Genomic DNA, 23,688 nt, shown 5'->3' with positions numbered 1-23,688 from the left:
TGAGTGAATGAGAAAAATATTCATTTAAAATTGTCATTCTAAATATTCAAGGAGAATCAAGTTAAAAATAGCGTATAATAGGAGCTTACGGAAATAATAAAAGAATAATCCAAAATAAAAGAGGCTTTGTTATGAGTGAAAAAGGTTTTCATGCATTTAATTTAAGTAATCAAATAGTAAAAGCTCTAGATAGTTTAGAATATAAAAATCCAACAGAGGTTCAAAATAAAGTTATCCCCCTTGTGTTAGAGAAGATTGATCTCGTCGTAAAATCTCAAACAGGAAGTGGTAAGACAGCTTCCTATGGAATTCCTATTTGTGAATTAGTGGAATGGGAAGAGAATAAACCACAAGCGTTAATATTAACGCCAACAAGGGAACTTGCTGTTCAAGTCAAAGATGACTTTATTGATATAGGAAGACTGAAGAGGATTAAAGCAACAGCTGTATATGGAAAGCAGCCGTTTGCCATCCAAAAAACAGAATTAAAACAAAAAACACATGTAGTAGTTGGTACACCAGGTCGCGTATTAGATCATATCGAGAGAGGAACATTGACCTTAGAAAAAGTGAACTATCTTGTGATCGATGAAGCGGACGAGATGCTAAACATGGGATTTATTGAACAGGTAGAGGCAATAATCAAGGCTTTACCAAAAAAACGAGTAACTATGTTGTTTTCAGCAACGTTGCCGGAGGCAGTTAAAGAGCTATCGCAACGGTATATGAAAACACCTATTGACATTGAAATCAAGGCAAATGGACTGACTACCGATAAAATTGACCATACGCTTATAAAAGTAGACGAAAAAGAAAAATTCTCTCTTCTTCAAGCCGTAACGATTGTACAAAATCCTGATAGTTGTATTATCTTTTGTCGGACAAAAGATAGGGTGGACATGCTGAGTGACCAATTAACGGACTTAGGATATAACTGTGATCAAATTCATGGCGGGATGGTACAGGAAGATAGGCTAGATGTTATGAATGATTTTAAAAGAGGAGAATTCCGCTATCTAATTGCGACAGACGTAGCAGCAAGGGGCATTGACATTGATAATATCACCCATGTGATCAACTATGATATTCCTTTAGAAAAGGAAAGCTATGTTCATCGTACTGGAAGGACTGGACGGGCAGGTAAAAAAGGCAGAGCCATTACCTTCATGACTCCGTTTGAAGAGAAGTTTTTACAGGAGATAGAAGAATATATTGGCTTTAAAATTCCTATAATGGCTGTTCCTACAGAGGAGGAAATTGCCGATAAGCGGTCTGACTTTGAGGTAAAAAAGAATATCGAGCCGGCGATTAAAAAGGCAAAAAATGAAAAATTAAATAAGCATATTATGAAATTATACTTTAATGGCGGCAAAAAAAAGAAGCTTCGAGCAGTCGACTTTGTTGGAACAATTGCAAAAATAGATGGGGTATCAGCAGAGGATATTGGGATTATTACGATCATGGATACTTTTTCTTATGTAGAGATTTTGAATGATAAAGGACGAATCGTGCTCGAAAAGATGAAGAATACGCCGATAAAAGGGAAATCCTTGAAGGTATATGAAGCAAAGAAGGACTGACAAAGACTTTAGAACAGTTCGCAGTCAAGATTGTTAAAAAAAACGGAGCAGATTGAATACACATAGATTCTTATGGGAGCTGCGAGATAGTTCGAGATTCCCTTCAAACGAGGGCTCGCCCCATGGAAGGCAAAGTTTATTCAGTCTGCGGATGATTACTATATAAAAGGGTGGGAAAAATAACCACCTAAATTTCGACAAAAACTTTAAAAAGTAGTTTGACATTCATGCAAATAACACCTATATTAATAGAATGCAAAAAACTAAACTATCTGAATCTTTTCAAAAAATAGTTTAATTGGAGGTCATCTTATGGAACAACGTCAGCAATGGGGGTCACGCTATGGCTTTATCATGGCGGCTGTAGGCTCAGCAGTTGGTTTAGGAAATATTTGGAGGTTTCCAGCAGTTGCTTATGAGAATGGGGGAGGAGCATTTTTCTTACCTTATTTATTTGCGATCTTAACAGCAGGTATCCCAATATTAATATTAGAATTCACTATCGGACAAAAATTTCGTGGTTCCGCACCACTTTCTCTATTCCGTTTAAATAAAAAAGCAGAGTGGCTTGGCTGGTGGCAGTTGTTAATTGCCTTTGTCATCTGTACTTATTATTCTGTCATTGTCGCATGGGCTATTAAGTTCACTATTTATTCATTTGGGACCCAATGGGGTTCAAATCCGGAAAGTTTCTTTTTCAATGATGTTTTAAAGAGAGCAGATACAGCTGGAACGATTGGCGGGTTAGTTCCTGGTATTGTCATTCCAGTACTTTTTGTATGGGTTGTAGCGTTATTTGTATTGTATCGTGGAGTTTCTAAAGGCATTGAAAAATTAAATAGGATATTCCTTCCTGTTCTTATTGTGATGTTTTTGGTAATCGTTATTCGTGCCTTAACATTAGATGGAGCTGCCCAAGGCTTGAATGCTTTCTTTAAGCCAAACTGGGATATGATTTTGGACGGAAAAGTTTGGATTGCCGCATATGGGCAAATTTTCTTTTCTTTATCGATTGGTTTTGCCATCATGATTACTTATTCTAGCTATCTACCAAAAAAATCAGATATCAATAATAATGCGTTTATTACAGCATTTGCAAATTCTGGATTCGAATTATTAGCGGGGATCGGTGTTTTTGCTGCTCTTGGATTTATGGCTAACCAACAAGGTGTGGAGGTCCAAGATGTAGTCAGCAGTGGAATTGGACTAGCATTTGTGGTTTTCCCAAGCATCATCAATGAATTTCCTAGTATGAACGGATTATTTGGGGTATTATTTTTCCTTTCTCTTGTTTTTGCCGGTTTGACATCCATGATTTCAATCGTCGAAACCTTTATAGCAGGTGTGCAAGAGAAATTTAATGTATCAAGAACAAAAGCAGTATTAACAAGCGGAATTGCTGCAACAGTTATCTCCCTGCTTTTCGCAACAAATGGCGGTTTATATTTACTGGATGTAGTGGACTACTTTATTAATAACTTTGGAATTGTTACGGCAGGATTTGTAGAAGTAATCTTAATTGCATGGTTCTTTAGAGGATTAAACGGATTACAGTCACATACGAATGCTATTTCTGACTTGCGTATTGGTGCATGGTGGAAATTTTGTTTAAGTGTTATAACACCTATTGTTCTAGGCTATATGATGTTTGATAATATTCGCCAAAACTTAAGAGAAAATTATGGAGGATATCCAACAGAATTGATTCTGTCTGCCGGTGTGCTTGTGGTTGCGCTAAGCATCATTATTGGAGTTCTTCTATCCAGGAAAAAATGGAATGCGAAAATAGCTCTAGACAAAAATAAGGAGGTTGCTTAATATGTCAGCTAGTGCAATCACTATGATGATAGTGGGAATGATCATCCTCTGGGGTGGTTTAGCAGCCAGCATCTTTAACGTTGTAAGAGTATCTAAAAAGGCAAAATAATGACTAAAGGATTGGTCCATCATAGCGGCCAATCCTTTTTAAGTGAAGGAACAGTGAAGCTGTTTTGAAGGGTATATCAATTAGAAATCCGAACTTGTTTTCGCTGCTCTAGCCTTTGATAGATCAGTGCAACGATCATTGCGGGCAGACTGCAAGCGAGCATACCAAGAAAGGCATACCTTGGTTCTATTTCGTATAAAAAGCCTCCAAGTATGGTGAATACGGCAGTGCTCCAGCTTAGAGCCAGAGCTGAATATATCCCTTGTGCTTTGGGAATTTGTGCCTGTGAAATGTTGCTAATTAAGTATTTCATAAAGGCATAATGTCCCATTGCAAACGAAAAGGCATGTAAAGTTTGCGCCAGGCAGAAAACAATGACATTAGGAAACGCAAAAATGAATATCCATCGCAGAGAAGAACCCGCTGCTGCTACCGCCAATAACGTACCGACAGAGAACTTACTAAAGTGTTTATCTGCTATGGAAAAAAAGACGATTTCGGCAATGACGGCTATGTTAATGATTACTCCAATGAGATAAATAGGTGCGTGTATATCCTGAAGAAAAATATAGCCATAATTGTAATATGTAGCATGAGCTGCTTGAAGCAAAATGACAATAACAAGTACTAAAATGAAATGCTTGATGCGAAATAGTTGAGACAAACCTATTTTTTCTGTTGGCTTAATTTGTGGCTTTTTCGCTAAAATAGCAGGTGCATTCATAAAACTAAGACCTACGAACCCAATAATCCCTAGTAAGAGCGCCCAAAAAATGATCTCATCCCCAAACTTTCCGGTGAAAATAGTTAATATGACTCCTACTGAAACAAACCCAATAGATCCCCATTGGCGGCTTCTCCCATAGTGTTTTAATTGTTTATTCTGCACAAGGACACTTGCTGCGCTATCTAAAGCTGGCATTAAAGTTGGATAAAACAGATGTAAAATAACCGTTACGAGTAATAGACCGGAAAAAGAGTCTGTTAGCATATAACCACAAATAGAGACAAATGTGCCGACTCCCATGATATTTAATAACGATTTACTACTAAATTTCTCCGACAAATAAGGAAAGGCAAATAATGTTGACAGCCCTCTAGCGATTAAGCCAAGACTCATAATGAAGCTGGCTTGTGAGACGGAGATTCCTTTTGTATAAATTAACCAGCCAGACCAATAAGGCAGGAATATTCCCCAAGTCATAAAAAAACTAAAAAAACGTGTACTCATCCATCGTTGTGTATTCATTCTTATCCTCCTCATTCATTAGCATGGTATCATAGAAGTAAAGATAAATAATAGGAGATATCTCTTATTTATGGAGGCAGAAGATGCAAATTTACAAAGAAGATAAAAAGCAGCAATTTTTAACAAGGACTTCAATTGCTGATCTATTTTCTTTCCAAGTAGAAGAATATATAGAAATTCATGAATATCAGCGGGATGAATGGATTATAAAAGAAGGAATGAGACCGGATTATTTATTTTTTGTAATGGAAGGAAAAGCGAAAATATATGTAACACATCAAAATGGAAAGGTATCTTTAATAAATTTCATTAATGCAAATGATTATATTGGCGAAATGGAATTACTGCATGATGTGTATTATACAAAGGGCATACAAGCATCAACTAAAGTTATTTGTTTTGCTCTTCCATTTTATTATTACCGAACAAAATTATTGGAGGATGCTAAGTTTTTGCGTGAGCTTACAAGGTTTTTAAGTGAAAAGGCAACAGTAATGGCAGCTAAGTATTCGCAAACTCTCGCTTTTCCCCTTGAAAATAGACTTGCAGATTTTATCTTGCAAACGGCAGACAATGGAATTTATAAGGAGAAACATGTAATTGTTTGTGATTATTTAGGGGTATCCTATCGCCATTTGTTATACATGCTTACAAAATTTTGTGAAAAACAATATTTACAAAAGGACGGAAGGAATTATCAAATAAAGGAATATCAGTCTTTAAGGAAACTTGCAGAGGCGTTAAAGAATAAATAATTCACAGGAAAAATTTTTTTAACAAGACAGGGTGAAATTAAATAAGGAAAAAACTAGAAAGGAAAAACGTGTTGACGAATCTTGCCAAAATACGGTACTATTAAAATTAATTGAATAAGACCTCACTTTTTTACAGTGAGGTAGAGGCGCGATATTTAACAGTCTTTAGTGGAGTTTGAGAAGCTATGATGCTAAGGAGAAGGAAATGTCGCCGAAGTTTGTAATATTTCTCCGTATTACATGCTGGGTCTGTAGTTAAGAGCTGCAGGACTGTCTCAATAAACGCCTAGTTTATTGAGTTGTGCTATCTCATTTGGGATAAAGAGAGGACTTTAGGGCTATTGCATATACTACGACCTGAGTTGATCTCAGGTCGTTTTTTTGTTTTAGTAGATTGAAAGAAAAATAGGAGGAGAGACAACATGAGAAACAAATTATTAATGATGATGGTTTTAATGGTCTCAGCCATTCTTTTATTGGCAGGCTGTGGAACAAGCGATAAGTCAGCTTCTGGATCATCAGATGACAATACATTTAGAGTAGGACTGGAAGCGGGATATGCTCCTTTTAACTGGACACAAAACACTGATTCTAATGGAGCTGTTAAAATCAAAGGGTCTTCAGAATATGCTAGTGGATATGATGTGGAAATTGCTAAAAAAGTGGCTGAAGGTCTTGGAAAAGAATTAGTCATTGTGAAAACAGAATGGGACGGGCTAGTACCAGCGTTAGTTTCAGGGAAAATAGATGCTATTATAGCAGGGATGTCACCAACTGCAGAACGTAAAGAAACAGTTGACTTTTCAGATAGCTATTATAAATCAAATTTAGTAATGGTAGTGAAAAAAGGCAGCAAGTATGAAAAGGCTACTTCTATCCAGGATTTTAAAGGAGCTAAAGTTACGGCACAGCTAAATACCTTTCACTATTCTGTCATTGACCAAATTGAAGGGGTAGAAAAAAAGACAGCAATGGATAACTTCCCAGCTATGAGGGTTGCTTTAGAATCTGGTGTTATAGATGGCTACGTATCAGAACGTCCTGAAGCAGTTAGTGCATCAACTGCAAATGATAAATTTGCAATGGTTGAATTTAAGGAAGGATTTAAAACATCAGAAGAAGACACATCCATTGCTGTAGGGCTGCAAAAGGATAGTGATTTAACAGAGAAGATTAATAAAATCTTAGCAGATATCCCAGAGGTAGAACGTACAAGCTTGATGGATAATGCAATCAAAAATCAACCAGCAGCAGAATAAAAAAGAAAAAAACCGGCTGTATATCTTTATACAGGCGGTTTTATATAGTAAGTGAGGAGAAAAAATGAGTCTTGAGTGGATCGTTAAAATAATATCAGAAAACTGGCCGATGTTTCTTCGTGGTGCTGGGTTAACGCTTATCATTGCCTTGATAGGGACCATTATTGGAGCTGCTATAGGATTGATTGCGGGAGTTATCCGCACTATTCCAACACCGGAACGCGGCATAAAAAAGTTTATTTTAAAAGTAATTAATATCATCCTGTCTATCTATATTGAATTCTTCCGTGGAACACCAATGATTGTTCAAGCAATGGTGATTTATTATGGTTCTGCGCTAGCATTTGGTATAGACATGAATGTTTTTGCTGCAGCAATCATTGTAGTCTCCATTAATACAGGTGCCTATATGGCAGAAATCGTTCGAGGGGGAATTATTTCTGTTGATAAAGGGCAGTTTGAAGCAGCACATGCGATTGGAATGAATCATGTGCAGACAATGTGGAACGTTGTATTGCCACAGGTCATCCGTAATATTTTACCTGCAACTGGTAACCAATTTGTTATTAATATTAAGGATACATCTGTATTAAATGTTATCTCTGTTACCGAATTATATTTTGTAACAAAATCAATTTCTGGAAATAACTTTAAGTATTTTGAATCATTCTTTGTAGCTTGTCTAATTTACTTTGTAATGACCTTTATTGTTACGAGAATATTGTTATATATGGAGAGAAAGTTAGAAGGGTCCGATAGCTACACTGTTATCGGAACAGATGCACAACCATTAAGGGGTAAACTAAAATAAGGAAGAAGGTGAATAAGGTTGGACAACAAAATTATTGATATCAAGCATTTGAATAAATCCTATGGGAAACATGAAGTATTAAGAGATATTGATTTTTCTGTTAATAAAGGAGAAGTAGTTTCGATCATCGGTTCCTCTGGTTCTGGTAAATCAACGCTTCTTCGGTGTATAAATCTATTAGAAAAGCCAAGTGGCGGGGAGATACTCTACCATGGCGAAAATATACTGGATGAGAAACATGATGTTGCGGTCTACCGAAAAAATTTAGGAATGGTATTTCAGCAATTTAACTTATTTAACAATCATAACGTACTGAACAATTGTGTAGTAGGACAAATAAAAGTTTTAAAACGCTCCAAGGAAGAGGCCGAAAAGGTAGCAATGCATTACTTAAATGTTGTGGGAATGGACAAGTATATTAATGCAAAGCCAAAACAATTATCAGGCGGTCAAAAGCAGCGTGTGGCAATCGCAAGAGCCTTATCCATGAATCCTGATGTGATGCTATTTGATGAACCTACATCAGCTCTTGATCCAGAAATGGTAGGAGAAGTATTAAAGGTTATGAAAGAGCTCGCACATTCTGGCCTAACGATGATAGTGGTAACACATGAAATGGAGTTTGCAAAGGAAGTGTCAGACAGGGTTATCTTTATGGACAAGGGCGTTATTGCGGAAGAAGGAAGTCCGGAACAAATCTTCCACCATCCTTCACAAGAACGTACGAAGGAATTCCTAAAGCGCACCATTGTACAACCACAAGTTAGCTTATAATACTTGCATGGAAAGACTTGTTAAAGTGGGGTCTCTTTTGTAAGTCATCTGTAAAAGAATCGGATGCAATCAGTATAATTTTCTAATGTCTTCTATGATGAGAAATAGGTTCCGATGATTTAAAGAGAAAAATGGTGATTTCTAGCATGACAGCAGCAGTGACAAGGTGGAGTAGATAGCATAACTAGATAAAGAGAAGTCAATGGGCTTCTCTTTTTTTATGGCCATTTATATATGGAATTATAGTTTCGATGTTATTTTTGTATAATAATTTAATGATGTTTTTCATATTGGATGAGTCAATTTTATTTTTAAATAAATAGTTAATTATAAATAAGGTTTATAAAAAAATGGAATCTTTAATTATATCAATATACATCAATAAGTCCATTTACCTATATATATAATGGTATAATAGTTATAAATATACATTTTCTAACAAACAAGGAGAGACTCATTATGCTCTTATTAGGAAAGAAAAAGGAAGAATTATATTTTTCCTCTTTAGGAACCATACAAGTTGATTTTAATTTGCCCAAAGAATTACAAACCCAAATTGAAATGATTGGATTAACAGAGCTAGATGTGAAGCGATTATTTGTTTTGCAGCCAATTATAGAAAGAGAAGCACAGCAACTAGTAGATTCATTTTATGAAACTATTGGGAAGGAACCTTCCTTAATTACAATTATTAATACCTATAGCAATGTTGAAAAACTTGGAAAAACATTATACCACCATATTAAAGAAATATTTTCTGGGAAGGTAAATGAATCTTACGTCATGCAGAGAAAAAGAATTGCCCATGTCCATGTCAAAATCGGATTAGGAACGAAGTGGTATGTTAATGCCTTTCAACAGCTGCTGAATACAATTATAGAAGTTTTCTACAAAGAAATTCAAAATAAAGCGGAATTATTTGAAGCTGTTCGTTCTCTCCAAAAAATCTTTAGTCTAGAACAACAACTGGTATTAGAATCCTATGAATTAAGGGAAGAATCTCTTCGTAAAGTAAAGGAATCAGAAAAAGAAAAAATACAGGGAACGATGAGAGAAACAGCTCATGAGTTATCAGCAATTTCGGAAGAAACAAGTGCCTCATTAAAAGAGCTCATCAGCCAATTTGAAAAAATCCAAATACTCACTAAAGATGGCGGACAAGCCATTCAAATAGTAGAAAAATTGTCCGAAGACGGGAAAATCAGAATGGGTCAAGAAAAAGAGTCTGCGAGCTCGATAAAAAATCAGATTTTTGTTCTGCAAGACGAAATCAGCAAAATGAGTATGGTTAGTCAAAGGATTGATAGTGTAGTAGATGTAGTAACTTCTATTGCCAATCAGATCAATCTTCTGGCTTTAAACGCATCGATTGAATCAGCTCGTGCAGGAGAACACGGCAAAGGATTTGCTGTTGTAGCAGGAGAAATTAGAAAATTATCGAGTTTGACTAAACAATCTACGGAAGAAATTGGTTCCTTAGTGAAGGATATTTCTCAACAAGTTAAACAAGTACATGCTTCGGTTACCGATTTTAATCAGGGTATCGTAGAAAACCAAAAAATCACGGAAGAAACAATCGAATTTTTTAATCAAATTGTCCAGGCAGTTCAACAATCAAAAGAAAAAACAGAAATAATATTTACCGAGATAAAAAACAGTGATTTAATTGTCAATCAACTTTATCAAGCAACAAATGAAATAACTCATTCAGCTGAAATGTTAGCTAACTAAATAAATAAATGAATTGGAATAGGAAATTTTAGCAAGAAATCAAAATAAATTATAGGAAAAGGTAAACAATAATTTAACTAGAAGATAACTGGTTGTATGTCACTGCTTTAATGAGTGAATGAGAAAGGTATTATGTCATAAAGTGTTGAATATAAGGATAACATCTCTTTTATACGAAAGTAGCTTTAGCAGATGGCAGCTATTCGTAGAGAAAAGGATACTATTTTAATTATGGAGGCACTGAATGAAACAACTCTATATGAAGTAAAAGATTTTTAGCCTTAATGAAAAATTTACAGTCAAGGATCAACAGGAAAAAGATGTTTATTATGTGGAAGGAAGTTTTTTTAAAATCCCTAAAACCTTCTCCATAAAGGATACAAGTAATAATCAAATTGCCCTAATTACCAAAAAGGTCTTTAGCCTTTTACCGAAATTTTATATCGAAATCAATGGGGAAAATGTTTTAACGATTAACAAAGAGCTTTCTTTCTTTAAAGCACGTTACACCATTGATGCTGCTGGCATTGAAGTAAGTGGGAATTGGTGGGATATGGATTTCCGTGTTTTTCAGAATGAGGAAGAAGTAGGCAGGGTGAGCAAAGAGTGGTTTACCTGGGGAGATAGCTATAAAGTGCAGATACTGAAGGAAGAAACAGAAGCAATACTCATTGCTTTGGTTGTTGCAATTAATTGTGTAAAGGCGGACCAAGCAGCTGCATCTTCTGCCTCTGTAGATTAATGAAAAGGGAAGCATAGGGTGCTCCCTTCTTTTTGTTATAATAATATTTTTAAAGACAAATTAACCAGTGGAGGAATAAAATAATGAGCACCTTGCCTAATTGCCCAAAATGCAAATCTGAATATACATATGAAGATGGAACTTTTTTAGTTTGTCCGGAATGTGCACATGAGTGGATATTCAATAGCAATATAGAGGAAAATGATGATAGCAAAGTTATCAAAGATGCAAATGGAAATGTTTTGAATGATGGAGATACCGTTACGGTTATCAAGGATCTTAAAGTAAAAGGGAGTTCATCAGTTTTAAAACAAGGAACAAAGGTAAAAAGTATTCGCTTAGTAGACGGCGATCATGATATTGATTGTAAAATTGCAGGGTTTGGAGCAATGAAATTAAAATCGGAATTTGTGAAGAAAATATAGACTTTTAAGGCCAAGGCAGTCAAAAGACGGTTCTACTGAGAGCAATTAATATAATTGTCATCGGTAGAACCGTCTTTGTGCGCTTATTTCAAAAAAAGATAAATATAATATTTCCACTAAAAAAAGATAGGATTATTGATAATAAAGGTCTATTTCATTCCAAAAAGACTTCTGTCTTTGCTTCAATCCGTCTCTTTATTCCAGTTCATATTTAGTTCATATTTATAATTTATTATCACTACATAAGATGAAAGAGGGAGGATTTACTTTGAATCAAGTGACTAATAATAAAAAGATTATAGATAGTAGAGAACTGGCTGTGGAAGCGGAAGGGCTGGTAAAGGTATTTGGCGATAATCGCGCTGTAGATGGTGTGGATTTACAGGTTCGCACAGGTTCTATTTATGGGGTGCTTGGTCCTAATGGAGCAGGGAAAACAACTACGATTAGAATGCTCGCAACTTTGTTGAAGGCAGATGCAGGTTCTGCAAAGATTTTCGGCTACGATATAGGAAAGGAGCCACAGCAAGTTCGCCAATTAATTGGTGTAACAGGTCAGTATGCGTCTGTTGATGAATCCCTAAGCGCAACAGAGAACTTAATCATTTTTTCTCGGTTATTAGGTTTAGGGCGTATCGAATCAAAACGTAAAGCAATGGAATTATTAGAAGAGTTTGGCTTAACAGAAGCAGCAAAACGTCCATTGAAAAATTTTTCAGGAGGAATGCGGAGACGACTGGATTTAGCTGCAAGCCTTATTGCACAGCCGCCACTTATTTTTTTAGACGAACCAACTACTGGACTTGATCCACGAACGCGTAATCAAATGTGGGAGACAATCAGGAAATTAGTAAAAGGGGGATCAACAGTCCTGCTGACAACACAGTACTTGCAAGAGGCAGATGAACTTGCAGATCGAGTTGCGGTCATCGATCATGGAAAAGTGGTCGCAGAAGGTACAGTGAATGAGTTGAAGGGGTCTATCGGGACTTCCTCCTTACACTTAAGTATTCAAAATGAACAAAATATGCAGGAAGCTCGCCTGATTGTGGAACGTGTGCTTAACGTTCAATCAGCTGTATCAGCAGAAGGTGGAAAAATTACAGCGCCAATGGCTGATGCGGATAAAGTAACCGATTTGCTTATGACATTAAAGACAGCTGGCATTCCATTGGCTGAATTAAGTGTGCAAAAGCCAACATTAGATGAAGTATTTCTAGCTATTACTGGTTCTAATGCAAATGTAGATAAATCTAGTAAAGGGGAGGGATTAGTATGAGCAGTACTACATTAAAACCAACCAGAGAACAAAAAGTTTACAGAAACTCCACTTTTCGTCAAGCAGTGCGAAATTCATTAACAATGGCCTATAGAGGTTTGCTTAAGATAAAGCGTACACCTGAACAATTATCAGATGTTACCTTACAGCCGATTCTTTTTACTCTTATGTTTACGTATATTTTTGGCGGAGCTATTTCTGGCAATGTGCAAAACTATTTACCGATTATTATTCCGGGAATTCTCGTTCAAACTGTTATTACAACATCAGTGGTAACAGGTGTCCAGCTCAGGGAGGACATGGATAAAGGAGTGTTTGACCGCTTTAAGTCTTTGCCGATTGCCAGAATTGCTCCTTTAGCAGGAGCATTGCTTGCTGATACTATTCGCTATACCATTGCCACAACTCTTACGTTTACGATGGGATATATTATGGGTTATCGACCAGATGGTGGTATAGGCTTTGTGATCTTGGCAGGAATTCTTGTTATTGTTTGTTCTTGGGCAATCAGTTGGATCTTTGCTTTCTTGGGTGTTATTTCACGAACTGCTTCTAGTGTACAAGGAATTTCTATGATTGTCTTGTTTCCATTAACATTTCTGTCCAATGCCTTTGTTCCAGCAGACACAATGCCTAATTTCCTTCAGTGGTTTGTAAAAATTAATCCTATCTCTCACTTAGTTACAGCAGTTAGGGATCTAACAAACGCAGGAACAATTGGCTTAGATTTCACAATCTCTCTTATTGGAGCAGCCGTAATAGTAGCTATTTTTGCACCGATTACCGTACGTGCTTATATGAGACGCGCATAATTTTTTGAAGGATTAAATGGTAGAATAAAGAATAATCTATGAAGAAGAACGGCTATGAAATTAGCGGTTCTCCTTATTTTTTTAAAAGGAATGATAATATGGCAAAAATACTAGTCGTAGATGATGATCCACATATTAGAGAATTAATCCGTGTCATTCTAACAAAGGAAGGCTTCTCTATTGTGGAGGCAGAAGATGGAGAAGCAGCGATGTCTATACTCGAGCAAGAAAAAATGGATTTAATTATCCTTGATATTATGATGCCGAATATGGATGGTTGGACACTTTGCCGTGAAGTGCGAACCTATTATACAGAGATAATGCCAATCTTGATGTTGACAGCAAAAGGAGAAACATCACAAAAAGTGAAAGGATTTGAACTTGGAGCAGACGATTACTTAGTGAAGCCCTTTGCTCCTGCTGAGCTAGTTGCTAGGGTGAAGGTACTTCTCAAGCGCTACCAAATTAGTGTTTCCAATCAGATTAAGATAGGAAATGTCGTGATTAATCGAGACACCTATAAAATTTCTATTGGAGATGATGAAAGTACATTACCTTTAAAGGAATTTGAATTATTATTTAAGCTTGCAACCCATCAAAAGAAAACTTTTTCGCGAGAACAATTAATTGAAGATATATGGGGCTATGATTATGAGGGGGATGAGCGCACCGTTGATGTTCATATAAAACGTCTAAGGCAGCGATTTGCCCAAGAGGACTGTCCCTTTAAAATAACGACAGTTCGCGGTCTTGGTTATCGATTGGAGGTTAAATAGTGAAGTTCTCACAATGGATGAAAAGAATAGCAGGCTTTCTTGCAATTATTATTTTTCTAATGGTATGCTGTTCCTTCTCCTATTGGTTAACAGCATGGTTTTATGAAGCAATCCAAGTAACACCAAGCGAATTCATCAGACAATTAATTAATTGCATTGCCGGATTCTTTCTCTTTGGATGCATAATAGCAGTTATCTCAAAAATCCCGTGGATTAGATCCAAGCAGGATAAACACTTATACCCAATCATTCAAGCAATCAAAATGATAGCAGAAGGAAATTTTAATATTGACCTTTCCTATTATAAAAATCAGTTTAGAGAAGGTGACAATGATCATCCTTATTATCAAATAGTAACAAACATTAGTCATATGGCAGAAAAATTAGGAGAAATGGAGGAAATGCGTCAGGAATTTATCTCCAATGTGTCTCATGAAATTCAGTCTCCCTTAACCTCTATTAGTGGGTTTGCTCATGCTTTGAAAAATGATGATTTGAGTCCACAAGAGCGCAATCACTATTTGGACATCATTGAAATGGAAAGCATCCGTTTGTCCAAATTAAGTGAAAATCTATTAAAACTTACCTCTTTAGAATCGGAACATTTACCTTTGGAGCAAAAGGAGTACCGATTAGATCGACAGCTTCGTCGAATTATTCTTGCCAATGAACCACAATGGACAGAAAAAGAAATAGATATGGATATCTCCCTTGCGAACGTAATAATTATGGCAGATGAAGAAATGCTAGATCAAGTTTGGATTAATTTACTTCATAATAGTATAAAATTCACGCCAAAAGGAGGTACTATAACAGTCAAGGCATTTAAATCGGAGAATAAGGTTATTACTGTTAAAATAAAAGATACAGGAATTGGCATGGAGCAGGATTCGCTCATGCATATATTTGAACGCTTTTATAAAGCAGATAAATCAAGAAGTCGAAATACAGGAGGAAACGGCCTCGGTCTTTCTATTGTCAAAAAAATCATAGACTTGCATAAAGGCGAAATCCAAGTCAAAAGCCAAATAGGAAAAGGAACAGAGATAACAGTAAAAATAGGAAAGCAGAAGGACGGCTCTATTGAGATCAATTAGCCCGACCTCAGTAAGTAGAAACCCGTTCCTCACTTTCTAAACAAGGAGCGATTAGAATGGCTAAGAAGGTTTTCTTAAATGATTTTGCATTAACGGTTTCAAATTTTAAAGAGGCAAAAGTGAAAAGTAAAAAATCAGAGAAGCTGTTAACGGTAGTAAGCTTTGAGTTTAAAGTAAGAGGTGGGGAAGAATACCACGTAGTTACGAAGTTTTTATATGAGAATGTATTCGATGTCAGCATTCCTGATACATCATTGAAATTTAGAGGGGAAATTAATCAGTATTCCACCTCCTATACCAATTTCTCTGATGAAGACAGTACGAGTGGTTTCTTTTTAGAATTAATGGAAGTGGAATAAATTTAGAAGGGGTTTAGCAAAACAGATCACCGTTAAGTGGATAGAGCGATCTGTTTTTTGGCTTCTATAAACGGAAAGGGCGGTTATCTCTATGAAATTAAGTATTTTAGACCAAGCACCTGTACTATCTGGGAAGAGTGCGCAGGAGGCACTTAAGGAATCGATGAAGCTTGCTCAATTGGGCGAAAAATTGGGATACACAAGATATTGGATTGCAGAACACCATGATTTCCCTGGTCTTGCTAGTTCTGCCCCAGAAGTGATGCTTGGGTATATCGGAGCCAATACAGAAAAGATCAAAATTGGGGCAGGAGCCATACTATTGCCACACTATAAACCATATAAAGTAGCAGAAACATTTAATATGCTTGCAACGTTATTTCCCGATCGGATTGATCTAGGAATAGGACGGGCACCTGGTGGATCTGCCGAAGCTTCGATAGCTCTTTCTGGGAATTTCTTAGAAAATGTCCGAAATATGCCTAACTCAATTAAAGATCTTCTCCATTTTTTATATAATAATTATCCAACAGATCAGATGTTTTCAAAAATAACAGCCCATCCTTTTCCGGATACTCCTCCTGTTCCGTGGATTCTCGGAACAAGTGAAAAAAGTGCTATTCAAGCAGCAAGTTATGGGACTGCCTATGCATTTGGCCATTTTATGAGTGACAAAGATGGAATCGAGATTGTCAACACTTACAGAAATGCTTTTCGACAGAGCAGCGGTATCCAAAAACCACAAGCTATCATAACTGTATCGGTTATCTGCGCAGAAACCTCCGAACTAGCAGAAGAGCTTGCTTTAAGCTGGTTCCTATCGAAAATCCAAACAGATAAAGGCGAAAAAAATAACGGGATTCCCACTCTTGAAGAAGCAAGAAATTATTCTTTTACAAGCGATGAGAAAGAAAGAATACAAGAAATGCGCAAAAAGATGATGATTGGAAACCCAAAAGAAGTGAAACAACAATTAGCTGAGTTGCAGTCTGCCTACAGTGTTGATGAAATCATGATTGTAACCATTACTAATAGCTATGAGAGACGAATAAAGTCATATGAGCTAATTGCCAAGGAAGTTTGGTGAAAAAGAAAGGAGGTATTTAAGTGAAATTAAGTGTACTTGATCAATCTGTAATAAGTAAGAATGGGAATGCGAGCATGACTCTCGCAAATACCATTAAATTGGCAAAACAAACAGAGGAGCTTGGCTACACTCGTTTTTGGGTTGCGGAGCATCATAACTCAAATGGCATCGCTGGTACCTCCCCGGAGATACTTATATCGAGTATTGCTGCTCAGACAAACAGAATTCGTGTGGGCTCAGGGGGCGTTTTACTGCCCCAATATAGTCCTTTTAAAATTGCAGAAGATTTTAAAGTGTTAGAAGCACTTTATCCGAATCGAATCGATTTAGGAATTGGCCGTTCTCCAGGTGGGTCTACCCCAACTCGTTTGGCTCTTACAGATGGGATTAGAAAAAGCCTAAATGAATTTCCTCGCCAAGTAACGGCACTTCAAGAATTTCTTATAGGTTCTTCGCCTGATTATGAGGTTCAAGCTTATCCTTCTGTTGAAACGCAGCCAGAAATGTGGATGCTCGGTGTCTCACAACGGGGAGCTAGATTAGCCGCTGAAAAGGGAACTGCTTTTACTTATGGCCACTTTATAAACCCGATTAGCGGAAGTATTGCCATGCAACATTATAGAGAGAACTTCCAGCCGTCTAGTTTTCTTGCAAATCCGCAGGCAAATGTATGTGTATTTGTTGTTTGTGCACCTACCCAAGAAGAAGCCGAAGAAATGGCATTAAGCCAAGATTTATGGCTGTTAGCAATCGAAAAAGGACAAGATACTTTCCTTCTTTCCAAGGAAGAGGCAAAAAATATAGTGCTTTCGGAAGAAGATAAAGCAATCATAAGAAAAAATCGCAAACGGGCCATCATTGGAACCCCAGGAAAAGTTAAAGAAGAGCTGCTCCGATTAAGTAAAGTCTACCAAACCGAAGAAATGATGATTATTACGAACATTTATGATTTTGAAGAAAAAATGCAATCCTATACACTGCTGGCAGAAGCGCTTCTTTGAAATTTTCATGTAAACACTTGATAAAATTAGCTATAATAATGAAAAAGGGGGTGCTTACAGTTGGAGAATCACATACGATTGTCTGATACTACTTCCACTCATGCAAAGCCTATTATTAGAAAGGCGATACTTTGCATGGGGCGAAACAACTAATTTTATCGCTGACTAATATTTTGGCTTTGCACCTTATTTTAGACAAAAATAAAAAATAAGGGAGCGGGCAAAATTGAAGTATACGAACGCAATGAATGTTTTACCTGAAAAGCTTATTTTGGAAATTCAAAAATATATCCAGGGCGAGACCTTGTATATTCCAAAGCAAGAAAATGCCCATAAGAAGTGGGGTACTTCAAGTGGGGGAAGGCTAATGCTGGATCGCAGAAATAATGCGATAAAAGCTGCCTTTGCAAATGGAAGCAGCATTCAAGCATTAGCGAAGGAATACCATCTCTCCACAGAAACAATTAAGAAAATCGTCTATTCACATAAAAATAAAGAATAGCACTGGTGAGCTTTCATCAGTGTTTTTTTTATGTAAAAATCGTTTCTTAGTCATCTTTTCCATTTTAGAAAAAGAGTGTCTTTACTAAAATAGGAAGAGAGAACATCCCATTAATAGGAGAGAATGAAATGACAGAACCATTTATAAAAAATGAACAATTGAATTTTATCAAAAAGCAAATTTCCAACATTAAAGATAGTATGAATAAAAGTTTACCTAAACCAGTGTTAGCTGCAGTAATCGACTTAGCTCAGGCGAAAATATTTGAGCTTTTTCCACAAGCAACAAGCTCTCAGCAAGAGTTATTGAATATTTCCAAATGGAAAACAAAGGATGAATATGAACAATATATAGAGCGACTTGCAACGTATGTATTGCCATTTCCAAAAATTACAGAACAACAGTTAAAAAAATTATTCCCAAAGCAAAAGAAATTAAGATTACCTGATTTCGCAACAATGGACCTTCATAAATTAACCTATTTAAGCTGGATAGATGGAAAATCTAATAGAAAATATATCATTTATGAAATAGATGGAAAATTAGTAGGGATGGAAGGGAAAATGACCCCGACTAATAAAAAAAATATTTGTTCCTTTTGCAACAGCTTTGGAGAGGTTGCCTATTTTTCAACGATTACCAAAGACAAGAAACCTAAAAATGCGGATTATTACAAGGCTATCGGAAACCTGATTTGTATAGAAAGTAGCGAATGCAATAAGAACATAGCCAATACCGCTTATTTGCAAGAATTTTTATTGACCGCAGAGGGTCGACTCTACTGAGGACTCCTCGGTAGAATCATCCCTTTGCTACCCTGCTGATAAGCTGTGCTAAGGTTATTAATCCTTTTTCTAATTCTTCTAATGAAGCATAGGAGTAGGATATTCGCAGATGCCGGTCATCTGCTTTATCGTATACGATGCCTGGATTGATAAGAATTCCCTCTTTAAGAGAAATCTCAAATAGCTTACGTGAAGATATCATTGGTTTTAATTTCAGCCAGATGTAGAATCCACCATTAGGTACTGTCCACTCAGCAATATCAGAGAAATATTTCTTTAATAGATCATTTGTAAAATCTCTTCGCAGTCTTAGCTCTGCTCTTACTTCTGTTAAGAAATCCTCATACCATCCGTTTTGCAGCCATCTTTCTACAGCAAATTGAGATAAACTGCTTGAACCATAGTCTGTCTGCATCTTAATATCGGCTAAATGCTCGATAACTGGTTCAGGTCCTACAATCCAACCAATTCGCAGTCCTGGACTTAATGTTTTGGACATACTTCCGATATAGAGAACGTTTCCTTGTGTATCAAGTGCTTTTAAGGGCTTGGGCGGGAGAGTTTCTAACCATAAATCTCCATATACATCATCCTCAATAATAGGTATTGCTTCTTTTTGACTAATTGCTAGTAACTCCTTTCGTCTCCTTTCAGACATGACAATGCCAGTAGGGTTATGATAATTAGGAATTGTATACAACAGCCCGGCTTGATGCTGTCTTTTTAGTCGTCCAATGCTATGACAGGTGATTCCTTCTTCATCAAGCGGCAGGCCTAATAAGTGCATTCCTGCTGATTGGAAGACATGGATGGAATTTAAATAGGATGGTGTTTCATGAAAAATGGCTGATCCTCGCTTTAAGAGACCAAGGGATAGTAATTGAAGTGCCTGGAGCCCGCCTGAAACAATCAAGATCGACTCAGAGGTAGCGATAATTCCCTTCTTTTTTAAATAAGAACTAACCGCTTGTCGCAAAGCTAAACTTCCTTTAGGCTCGGTATATCCAAGTGACAAGCTTAGGTTGCCCTTCTGGTGAAACATTTCTTCCATCCGTGCCTTAGGTAATAGCTTTGGAGAAAGCTCGCCAGTACCAAGTCTGATAATATTCGGATTTGCTTCGGCTTTATTAATTTTTTGAATAATGGAGATGTTCGGTCGATGAATGCTCGATTTAACATAACTAATCCAATCAGGAGGCGGAGTGGAGGCGAGTAAACTCCATGTGTTATTTATTACCTTTGTTCCACTTCCCATTTTTGTTTCAATTAACCCATCCGCAGCCAATTCTTCGAGTGCTGTAACAATGGTGCTCCGGTTGACTGCAAATTGCTCTGCTAAGCTTCTTTGAGAAGGGAGTTTCATCCCAATCGTCCATTCTCCATGAATTATTTTCTTTTTCAGATAGGTAGTAATTTGTTGGTGTAAGGAAACGGTTGAATCCTTTTGTGGCTTCCATTCCATTTCTGCCATGAATTGTTGGCTCCCCCTTCTTTTTTCTTTTATTTTAACAAAATGGTTGGGTTTGTAACCATCCAATTGGATGGAGACAGATAGCCTATTCTTCGCTATGCTCAATAAAGCAAGGGGGAATAAGGATGGAACCATTATTACATGGAATGATATTAGCGTTTGGGTTAATACTACCATTAGGCGTTCAAAATATATTTATATTTAATCAAGGAGCAACGCATAAAAAATTTAGTTATGTATTACCGGCCATAATTACGGCTAGTATTTGTGATAGTTTGCTTATTTATTTAGCAGTTGCAGGTGTTTCAGTAGTGGTTTTTACCTTTGAATGGGTGAGAACAATGCTTTTTACTGTTGGCTTCTTTTTCTTAGCTTATATGGGTTGGTCTATGTGGAAAACGGCAGCCGTGGTGGGGAACAAGCAAGAACAAAAACTCTTTTCTCCACGCCGCCAAATAGCATTTGCTGCGTCTGTTTCTCTATTAAATCCACATGCTATTCTCGATACCATTGGCGTCATCGGTACAAGTTCCTTAGCCTATACAGGAGAGGAGAAAATCATGTTTACTGCCGCTTGTATAGGTGTTTCATGGATTTGGTTTTGTTTGTTGGCAATAGCAGGGAGAAAGATCGGACAAATCACCGGGCGTGGAAAGCTGATTCAACACATTAACCAAGTATCAGCAGTTATTATTTGGGCGATGGCTCTTTATTTAGGCTTAAATCTAATAATTTTAAAATGACATCCCGCTTTGGGCATTCAGAATGACATCTCCTTTATATTTCGCTATAATGAGAAGGTTGTAAGTGCCCTGCAAATGAAAAAGGGGGGGTTATGTAATGATTCAATTGCGTAATGTTAGTAAACGTTTTGCGGATGATGAAGTCATTAAGTCTATTTCTTTAGCGATACATAAAGGAGAAATTTTCGGTATTATTGGGGCGAGTGGTGCTGGTAAATCCACGTTGCTGCGGCTAATGAATTTATTAGAAGTTCCCGAAACAGGAAAAGTGCTAGTGGACGGCCGTGAGCTGACCAGCCTTAACTATAAAGAACTTCGACAAGCCCGCCAATCAATTGGGATGATATTTCAACACTTTAATCTTGTTGCAAATAAGACCGTTTATGATAATGTGCTAGTGTCTTTAGAATTGGCTAACTATTCAAGAAAAGACAGACGAAATCGAGTAATAGAGTGTCTCCGATTTGTTGGATTGGAAAGCTTTATGGGTAAATATCCTGCACAATTAAGCGGAGGTCAGAAGCAGCGTGTAGCGATAGCACGCGCAATTGCGAATAATCCGCAAGTATTATTATGTGATGAACCAACCTCATCCCTTGATCCAAAAACGACAGGGGAAATCTTGCATGTTCTAGAGGATGTTAATAAGCGTCTAGGTGTAACGATTGTAATCGTCAGTCATGAGATGGAAGTAATAAAAAGTATCTGTAGCCGAGTGACGGTTTTGGAAGATGGAGAAATTTATGATACCGTTGCAATTGAGCCAAAAGGAATTCAGCAAATAAATAACACCTCCAAAAGGTTAGTAGAACAGCTGAAAAAGGATGGTGAAATAGATTATGCCTGAGATATTAATTCAATATCGATTGGAAATTTGGCAATCTATTGGGGAGACATTTGTAATGGTAGGAATGTCTATTCTAGCAGCGATTATCATCGGACTGCCAGTCGGGACATTGCTTTTCTTGAGTAGAAAAGGAAGGATGCTCGAAAATCAAATTATTTTTTCTATACTGAACTTAATAGTAAATATTATTCGTTCTTTTCCATTTTTATTATTAGTAGTCTTTCTTATTCCATTTACGAGAATCATCATTGGAACGGCTATGGGTACAGCAGCTGCAACAGTCCCATTATCGATTATTGCCATCGCCCATTATGCTCGTTTAGTGGAGCAATCATTACTAGAAGTGCCAAAAGGCGTAATCGAAGCAGCCATTTCAATGGGGGCATCTGTCAGAGAAGTTATCTTCAAATTTCTTTACGTAGAAGCTCGTTCTGGACTTGTTTTAGGACTAACAACCTCGATTATCAGCTTTATTTCTTATTCAACCATTATGGGAGTTGTTGGCGGCGGCGGTATTGGAGATTTTGCGATTCGTTATGGATATCAACAATTTAAAACTGATTTAATGATTTATATGATTATTATTATGGTCATATTAGTACAGGCTATACAATTTACTGGTACAGCAATAGCAAAAGTAATTGATAAAAGGTAAATGATAGGAGATAAGAAAATGAAAAAAATATTATTTTTAATGATAATTGGCCTATTTCTTTTAGCAGCTTGCGGGAAAGAAAAGGCAGAAACAGATAAAAAGCAAACAAATACTAAGGAAAAAGAAGAAGTAACACTAAAGGTTGCGTCTTTAATACCACCAATGACGGAAATTCTTGATCTAGTAAAACCAACACTAGCAGAGGAAGGTATTAACCTTGATGTTAAAGTATTAAGTGATAATGTACAGCCGAATACGGCACTTGCGGCAGGGGATGTGGATGCAAATTTCTTCCAGCATGTCCCCTATATGGAAGAGTTCAACCGAAGTAATAACGCTGAATTAGTGCCAGTAAAAGCTATCTATTTTGCAAATTATGGTGTTTATTCAAAACAATATGATTCTATGGATGATGTGCCAGATGGTGCTGTAATTGCCATTGCTAATGATGTATCCAATATAGACCGTTCTTTGGCATTATTGGCTCAACATGATGTCATTAAGTTAAAAGAGAAAACAGGCCCTTATTACACCAAAGCGGATATTATCGAAAATCCGAAAAACTATAAGTTTGAGGAAGTTGACTTATTAATGCTGGCAAGAATGTATGATGATGCTGATCTAGTCGTGATGACACCTGCTTATGCATCTCCACTTGGCTTAACACCAAAAAGTGATGCCTTGTTAGTAGAAGGGGTAGAAAATGATTTTGCGATTACATTAGTTGCTCGTAAAGATAATGCAGATTGGGAACCTATTCAAAAGCTTGCAGAAGCAATGACTAGCCCAGAGGTCCGTAAATTTTTAGAAGAAAAATATGACGAAACAGCAATTCCTGCATTTTAAATAAGAGGTTTTTCTCAGACAGTCATATTTCACTGATAAATAGCATATCAATGCCTTATCCTAATTTCTAACAAGGATAAGGCTTTCTTTTTGGGAAAATTCTGGCTTTAAAAAAATGAATAATTAGCGTATAATTATAGGTAACTATTTAAAATTTTTTGAAAATAAGTTGGGC

The 23,688-nt window shown here is 36.7% G+C and carries 25 protein-coding genes and 1 riboswitch; of the genes, 23 read left to right on the top strand and 2 right to left on the bottom strand.

From position 1 onward, the window contains the following. The first annotated feature begins 131 nt into the window (after positions 1-131). The 3 genes from NX902_RS24140 (at position 132) to NX902_RS24130 (ending at position 3,507) form a co-directional block, all read left to right on the top strand. Positions 132-1,580: a DEAD/DEAH box helicase gene (locus tag NX902_RS24140; protein ID WP_095329339.1), complete on the top strand. Its 1,449-nt coding sequence runs from the start codon at positions 132-134 to the stop codon at positions 1,578-1,580. A gap of 312 nt (positions 1,581-1,892) precedes the next feature. Next, positions 1,893-3,398: a sodium-dependent transporter gene (locus tag NX902_RS24135; protein WP_163187303.1), complete on the top strand. Its 1,506-nt coding sequence runs from the start codon at positions 1,893-1,895 to the stop codon at positions 3,396-3,398. Between the two features lies 1 nt (position 3,399). Beyond that, positions 3,400-3,507 carry a methionine/alanine import family NSS transporter small subunit gene (locus tag NX902_RS24130; RefSeq protein WP_123258587.1) on the top strand — a complete coding sequence of 36 codons (108 nt, stop codon included), beginning with the start codon at positions 3,400-3,402 and terminating at the stop codon, positions 3,505-3,507. Positions 3,508-3,583: 76 nt separating this feature from the next. On the opposite strand, the gene NX902_RS24125 is transcribed toward NX902_RS24130, so the two are convergent. Then, entirely contained in the window at positions 3,584-4,756 is a 1,173-nt protein-coding gene (locus NX902_RS24125; protein ID WP_163187305.1) for an MFS transporter, read from the bottom strand. Between the two features lie 83 nt (positions 4,757-4,839). Here NX902_RS24125 and yeiL point away from each other — a divergent pair, with 83 nt between their 5' ends. The 16 genes from yeiL to NX902_RS24045 all read left to right on the top strand — a co-directional run bounded on the left by yeiL (position 4,840) and on the right by NX902_RS24045 (position 18,951). Further along, the gene (gene yeiL, locus NX902_RS24120) at positions 4,840-5,511 is read left to right on the top strand and encodes a transcriptional regulator YeiL (protein ID WP_123258585.1); all 672 of its coding nucleotides are present in this window, start codon (positions 4,840-4,842) and stop codon (positions 5,509-5,511) included. Positions 5,512-5,644: 133 nt separating this feature from the next. After that, positions 5,645-5,826, top strand: a riboswitch (Lysine riboswitch). A 107-nt stretch (positions 5,827-5,933) separates the two neighbouring features. Then, positions 5,934-6,770, top strand: coding sequence for a transporter substrate-binding domain-containing protein (locus tag NX902_RS24115; RefSeq protein ID WP_163187309.1), 837 nt, complete (start codon positions 5,934-5,936; stop codon positions 6,768-6,770). Between the two features lie 64 nt (positions 6,771-6,834). Next, positions 6,835-7,581, top strand: a complete 747-nt coding sequence (locus NX902_RS24110) for an amino acid ABC transporter permease (RefSeq protein WP_163187311.1) — start codon at positions 6,835-6,837, stop codon at positions 7,579-7,581. Between the two features lie 18 nt (positions 7,582-7,599). Further along, positions 7,600-8,355 (top strand): amino acid ABC transporter ATP-binding protein, encoded by a 756-nt coding sequence (locus tag NX902_RS24105; RefSeq protein WP_095329345.1) that lies wholly within the window; start codon positions 7,600-7,602, stop codon positions 8,353-8,355. Positions 8,356-8,814: 459 nt separating this feature from the next. Next, complete coding sequence (locus tag NX902_RS24100) at positions 8,815-10,086, top strand: protoglobin domain-containing protein (protein ID WP_163187313.1); 1,272 nt, start codon at positions 8,815-8,817, stop codon at positions 10,084-10,086. A gap of 271 nt (positions 10,087-10,357) precedes the next feature. Then, on the top strand, positions 10,358-10,828 hold the full coding sequence (locus NX902_RS24095) for an LURP-one-related/scramblase family protein (protein ID WP_286167765.1): 471 nt from the start codon (positions 10,358-10,360) through the stop codon (positions 10,826-10,828). Between the two features lie 83 nt (positions 10,829-10,911). After that, the gene (locus tag NX902_RS24090) at positions 10,912-11,253 is read left to right on the top strand and encodes a zinc ribbon domain-containing protein YjdM (RefSeq protein ID WP_163187315.1); all 342 of its coding nucleotides are present in this window, start codon (positions 10,912-10,914) and stop codon (positions 11,251-11,253) included. A 268-nt stretch (positions 11,254-11,521) separates the two neighbouring features. Then, entirely contained in the window at positions 11,522-12,532 is a 1,011-nt protein-coding gene (locus NX902_RS24085) for an ATP-binding cassette domain-containing protein (RefSeq protein ID WP_095329348.1), read from the top strand. Continuing rightward, positions 12,529-13,344: an ABC transporter permease gene (locus NX902_RS24080; RefSeq protein ID WP_341123454.1), complete on the top strand. Its 816-nt coding sequence runs from the start codon at positions 12,529-12,531 to the stop codon at positions 13,342-13,344. The genes NX902_RS24085 and NX902_RS24080 overlap by 4 nt, the downstream gene beginning before the upstream one ends. A 98-nt stretch (positions 13,345-13,442) precedes the next feature. Further along, complete coding sequence (locus tag NX902_RS24075) at positions 13,443-14,120, top strand: response regulator transcription factor (protein ID WP_163187317.1); 678 nt, start codon at positions 13,443-13,445, stop codon at positions 14,118-14,120. Continuing rightward, positions 14,120-15,217, top strand: coding sequence for a sensor histidine kinase (locus tag NX902_RS24070; protein ID WP_163187319.1), 1,098 nt, complete (start codon positions 14,120-14,122; stop codon positions 15,215-15,217). The genes NX902_RS24075 and NX902_RS24070 overlap by 1 nt, the downstream gene beginning before the upstream one ends. 56 nt (positions 15,218-15,273) lie before the next feature. Continuing rightward, a complete protein-coding gene (locus NX902_RS24065) occupies positions 15,274-15,576 on the top strand; it encodes a DUF3219 family protein (RefSeq protein WP_163187321.1) in 303 nt (100 codons plus the stop codon). A 91-nt stretch (positions 15,577-15,667) separates the two neighbouring features. Next, a complete protein-coding gene (locus NX902_RS24060) occupies positions 15,668-16,663 on the top strand; it encodes an LLM class flavin-dependent oxidoreductase (protein ID WP_341161051.1) in 996 nt (331 codons plus the stop codon). 20 nt (positions 16,664-16,683) lie between these two features. Beyond that, complete coding sequence (locus NX902_RS24055; RefSeq protein ID WP_163187325.1) at positions 16,684-17,664, top strand: LLM class flavin-dependent oxidoreductase; 981 nt, start codon at positions 16,684-16,686, stop codon at positions 17,662-17,664. A gap of 226 nt (positions 17,665-17,890) precedes the next feature. Next, positions 17,891-18,166: a CD3324 family protein gene (locus tag NX902_RS24050; RefSeq protein WP_095329355.1), complete on the top strand. Its 276-nt coding sequence runs from the start codon at positions 17,891-17,893 to the stop codon at positions 18,164-18,166. Positions 18,167-18,294: 128 nt separating this feature from the next. Beyond that, positions 18,295-18,951 carry a FusB/FusC family EF-G-binding protein gene (locus NX902_RS24045; RefSeq protein WP_163187327.1) on the top strand — a complete coding sequence of 219 codons (657 nt, stop codon included), beginning with the start codon at positions 18,295-18,297 and terminating at the stop codon, positions 18,949-18,951. Between the two features lie 16 nt (positions 18,952-18,967). Here NX902_RS24045 and NX902_RS24040 read toward each other — a convergent pair whose 3' ends face one another. Then, positions 18,968-20,422, bottom strand: coding sequence for an aminotransferase-like domain-containing protein (locus NX902_RS24040; protein ID WP_163187329.1), 1,455 nt, complete (start codon positions 20,420-20,422; stop codon positions 18,968-18,970). 125 nt (positions 20,423-20,547) lie between these two features. Here NX902_RS24040 and NX902_RS24035 point away from each other — a divergent pair, with 125 nt between their 5' ends. The 4 genes from NX902_RS24035 (at position 20,548) to NX902_RS24020 (ending at position 23,513) form a co-directional block, all read left to right on the top strand. After that, positions 20,548-21,165, top strand: a complete 618-nt coding sequence (locus tag NX902_RS24035) for a LysE/ArgO family amino acid transporter (protein WP_163187331.1) — start codon at positions 20,548-20,550, stop codon at positions 21,163-21,165. 97 nt (positions 21,166-21,262) lie between these two features. Beyond that, on the top strand, positions 21,263-22,012 hold the full coding sequence (locus tag NX902_RS24030; RefSeq protein WP_123258579.1) for a methionine ABC transporter ATP-binding protein: 750 nt from the start codon (positions 21,263-21,265) through the stop codon (positions 22,010-22,012). Further along, positions 22,005-22,667 carry a methionine ABC transporter permease gene (locus NX902_RS24025; RefSeq protein ID WP_163187333.1) on the top strand — a complete coding sequence of 221 codons (663 nt, stop codon included), beginning with the start codon at positions 22,005-22,007 and terminating at the stop codon, positions 22,665-22,667. The genes NX902_RS24030 and NX902_RS24025 overlap by 8 nt, the downstream gene beginning before the upstream one ends. A gap of 18 nt (positions 22,668-22,685) precedes the next feature. After that, on the top strand, positions 22,686-23,513 hold the full coding sequence (locus NX902_RS24020) for a MetQ/NlpA family ABC transporter substrate-binding protein (RefSeq protein WP_341123452.1): 828 nt from the start codon (positions 22,686-22,688) through the stop codon (positions 23,511-23,513). The last annotated feature ends 175 nt before the right edge of the window (positions 23,514-23,688 follow it).

This window comes from Niallia sp. FSL W8-0954, from assembly GCF_038005605.1.
GTDB classification, from domain to species: domain Bacteria; phylum Bacillota; class Bacilli; order Bacillales; family Cytobacillaceae; genus Niallia; species Niallia circulans_A.
Note: the sequence above shows the minus strand (reverse complement) of the source record. Positions and strands in the feature narration are given on the sequence as shown.

Bases quoted from the DNA above. Each gene is read 5' to 3' on its own strand.
- NX902_RS24140 (WP_095329339.1), top strand. From the start codon at position 132: ATGAGTGAAAAAGGTTTTCATGCATTTAATTTAAGTAATCAAATAGTA.
- NX902_RS24135 (WP_163187303.1), top strand. From the start codon at position 1,893: ATGGAACAACGTCAGCAATGGGGGTCACGCTATGGCTTTATCATGGCG.
- NX902_RS24130 (WP_123258587.1), top strand. From the start codon at position 3,400: ATGTCAGCTAGTGCAATCACTATGATGATAGTGGGAATGATCATCCTC.
- NX902_RS24125 (WP_163187305.1), bottom strand. From the start codon at position 4,756: ATGAATACACAACGATGGATGAGTACACGTTTTTTTAGTTTTTTTATG.
- yeiL (WP_123258585.1), top strand. From the start codon at position 4,840: ATGCAAATTTACAAAGAAGATAAAAAGCAGCAATTTTTAACAAGGACT.
- NX902_RS24115 (WP_163187309.1), top strand. From the start codon at position 5,934: ATGAGAAACAAATTATTAATGATGATGGTTTTAATGGTCTCAGCCATT.
- NX902_RS24110 (WP_163187311.1), top strand. From the start codon at position 6,835: ATGAGTCTTGAGTGGATCGTTAAAATAATATCAGAAAACTGGCCGATG.
- NX902_RS24100 (WP_163187313.1), top strand. From the start codon at position 8,815: ATGCTCTTATTAGGAAAGAAAAAGGAAGAATTATATTTTTCCTCTTTA.
- NX902_RS24090 (WP_163187315.1), top strand. From the start codon at position 10,912: ATGAGCACCTTGCCTAATTGCCCAAAATGCAAATCTGAATATACATAT.
- NX902_RS24080 (WP_341123454.1), top strand. From the start codon at position 12,529: ATGAGCAGTACTACATTAAAACCAACCAGAGAACAAAAAGTTTACAGA.
- NX902_RS24075 (WP_163187317.1), top strand. From the start codon at position 13,443: ATGGCAAAAATACTAGTCGTAGATGATGATCCACATATTAGAGAATTA.
- NX902_RS24065 (WP_163187321.1), top strand. From the start codon at position 15,274: ATGGCTAAGAAGGTTTTCTTAAATGATTTTGCATTAACGGTTTCAAAT.
- NX902_RS24060 (WP_341161051.1), top strand. From the start codon at position 15,668: ATGAAATTAAGTATTTTAGACCAAGCACCTGTACTATCTGGGAAGAGT.
- NX902_RS24045 (WP_163187327.1), top strand. From the start codon at position 18,295: ATGACAGAACCATTTATAAAAAATGAACAATTGAATTTTATCAAAAAG.
- NX902_RS24040 (WP_163187329.1), bottom strand. From the start codon at position 20,422: ATGGCAGAAATGGAATGGAAGCCACAAAAGGATTCAACCGTTTCCTTA.
- NX902_RS24035 (WP_163187331.1), top strand. From the start codon at position 20,548: ATGGAACCATTATTACATGGAATGATATTAGCGTTTGGGTTAATACTA.
- NX902_RS24030 (WP_123258579.1), top strand. From the start codon at position 21,263: ATGATTCAATTGCGTAATGTTAGTAAACGTTTTGCGGATGATGAAGTC.
- NX902_RS24025 (WP_163187333.1), top strand. From the start codon at position 22,005: ATGCCTGAGATATTAATTCAATATCGATTGGAAATTTGGCAATCTATT.
- NX902_RS24020 (WP_341123452.1), top strand. From the start codon at position 22,686: ATGAAAAAAATATTATTTTTAATGATAATTGGCCTATTTCTTTTAGCA.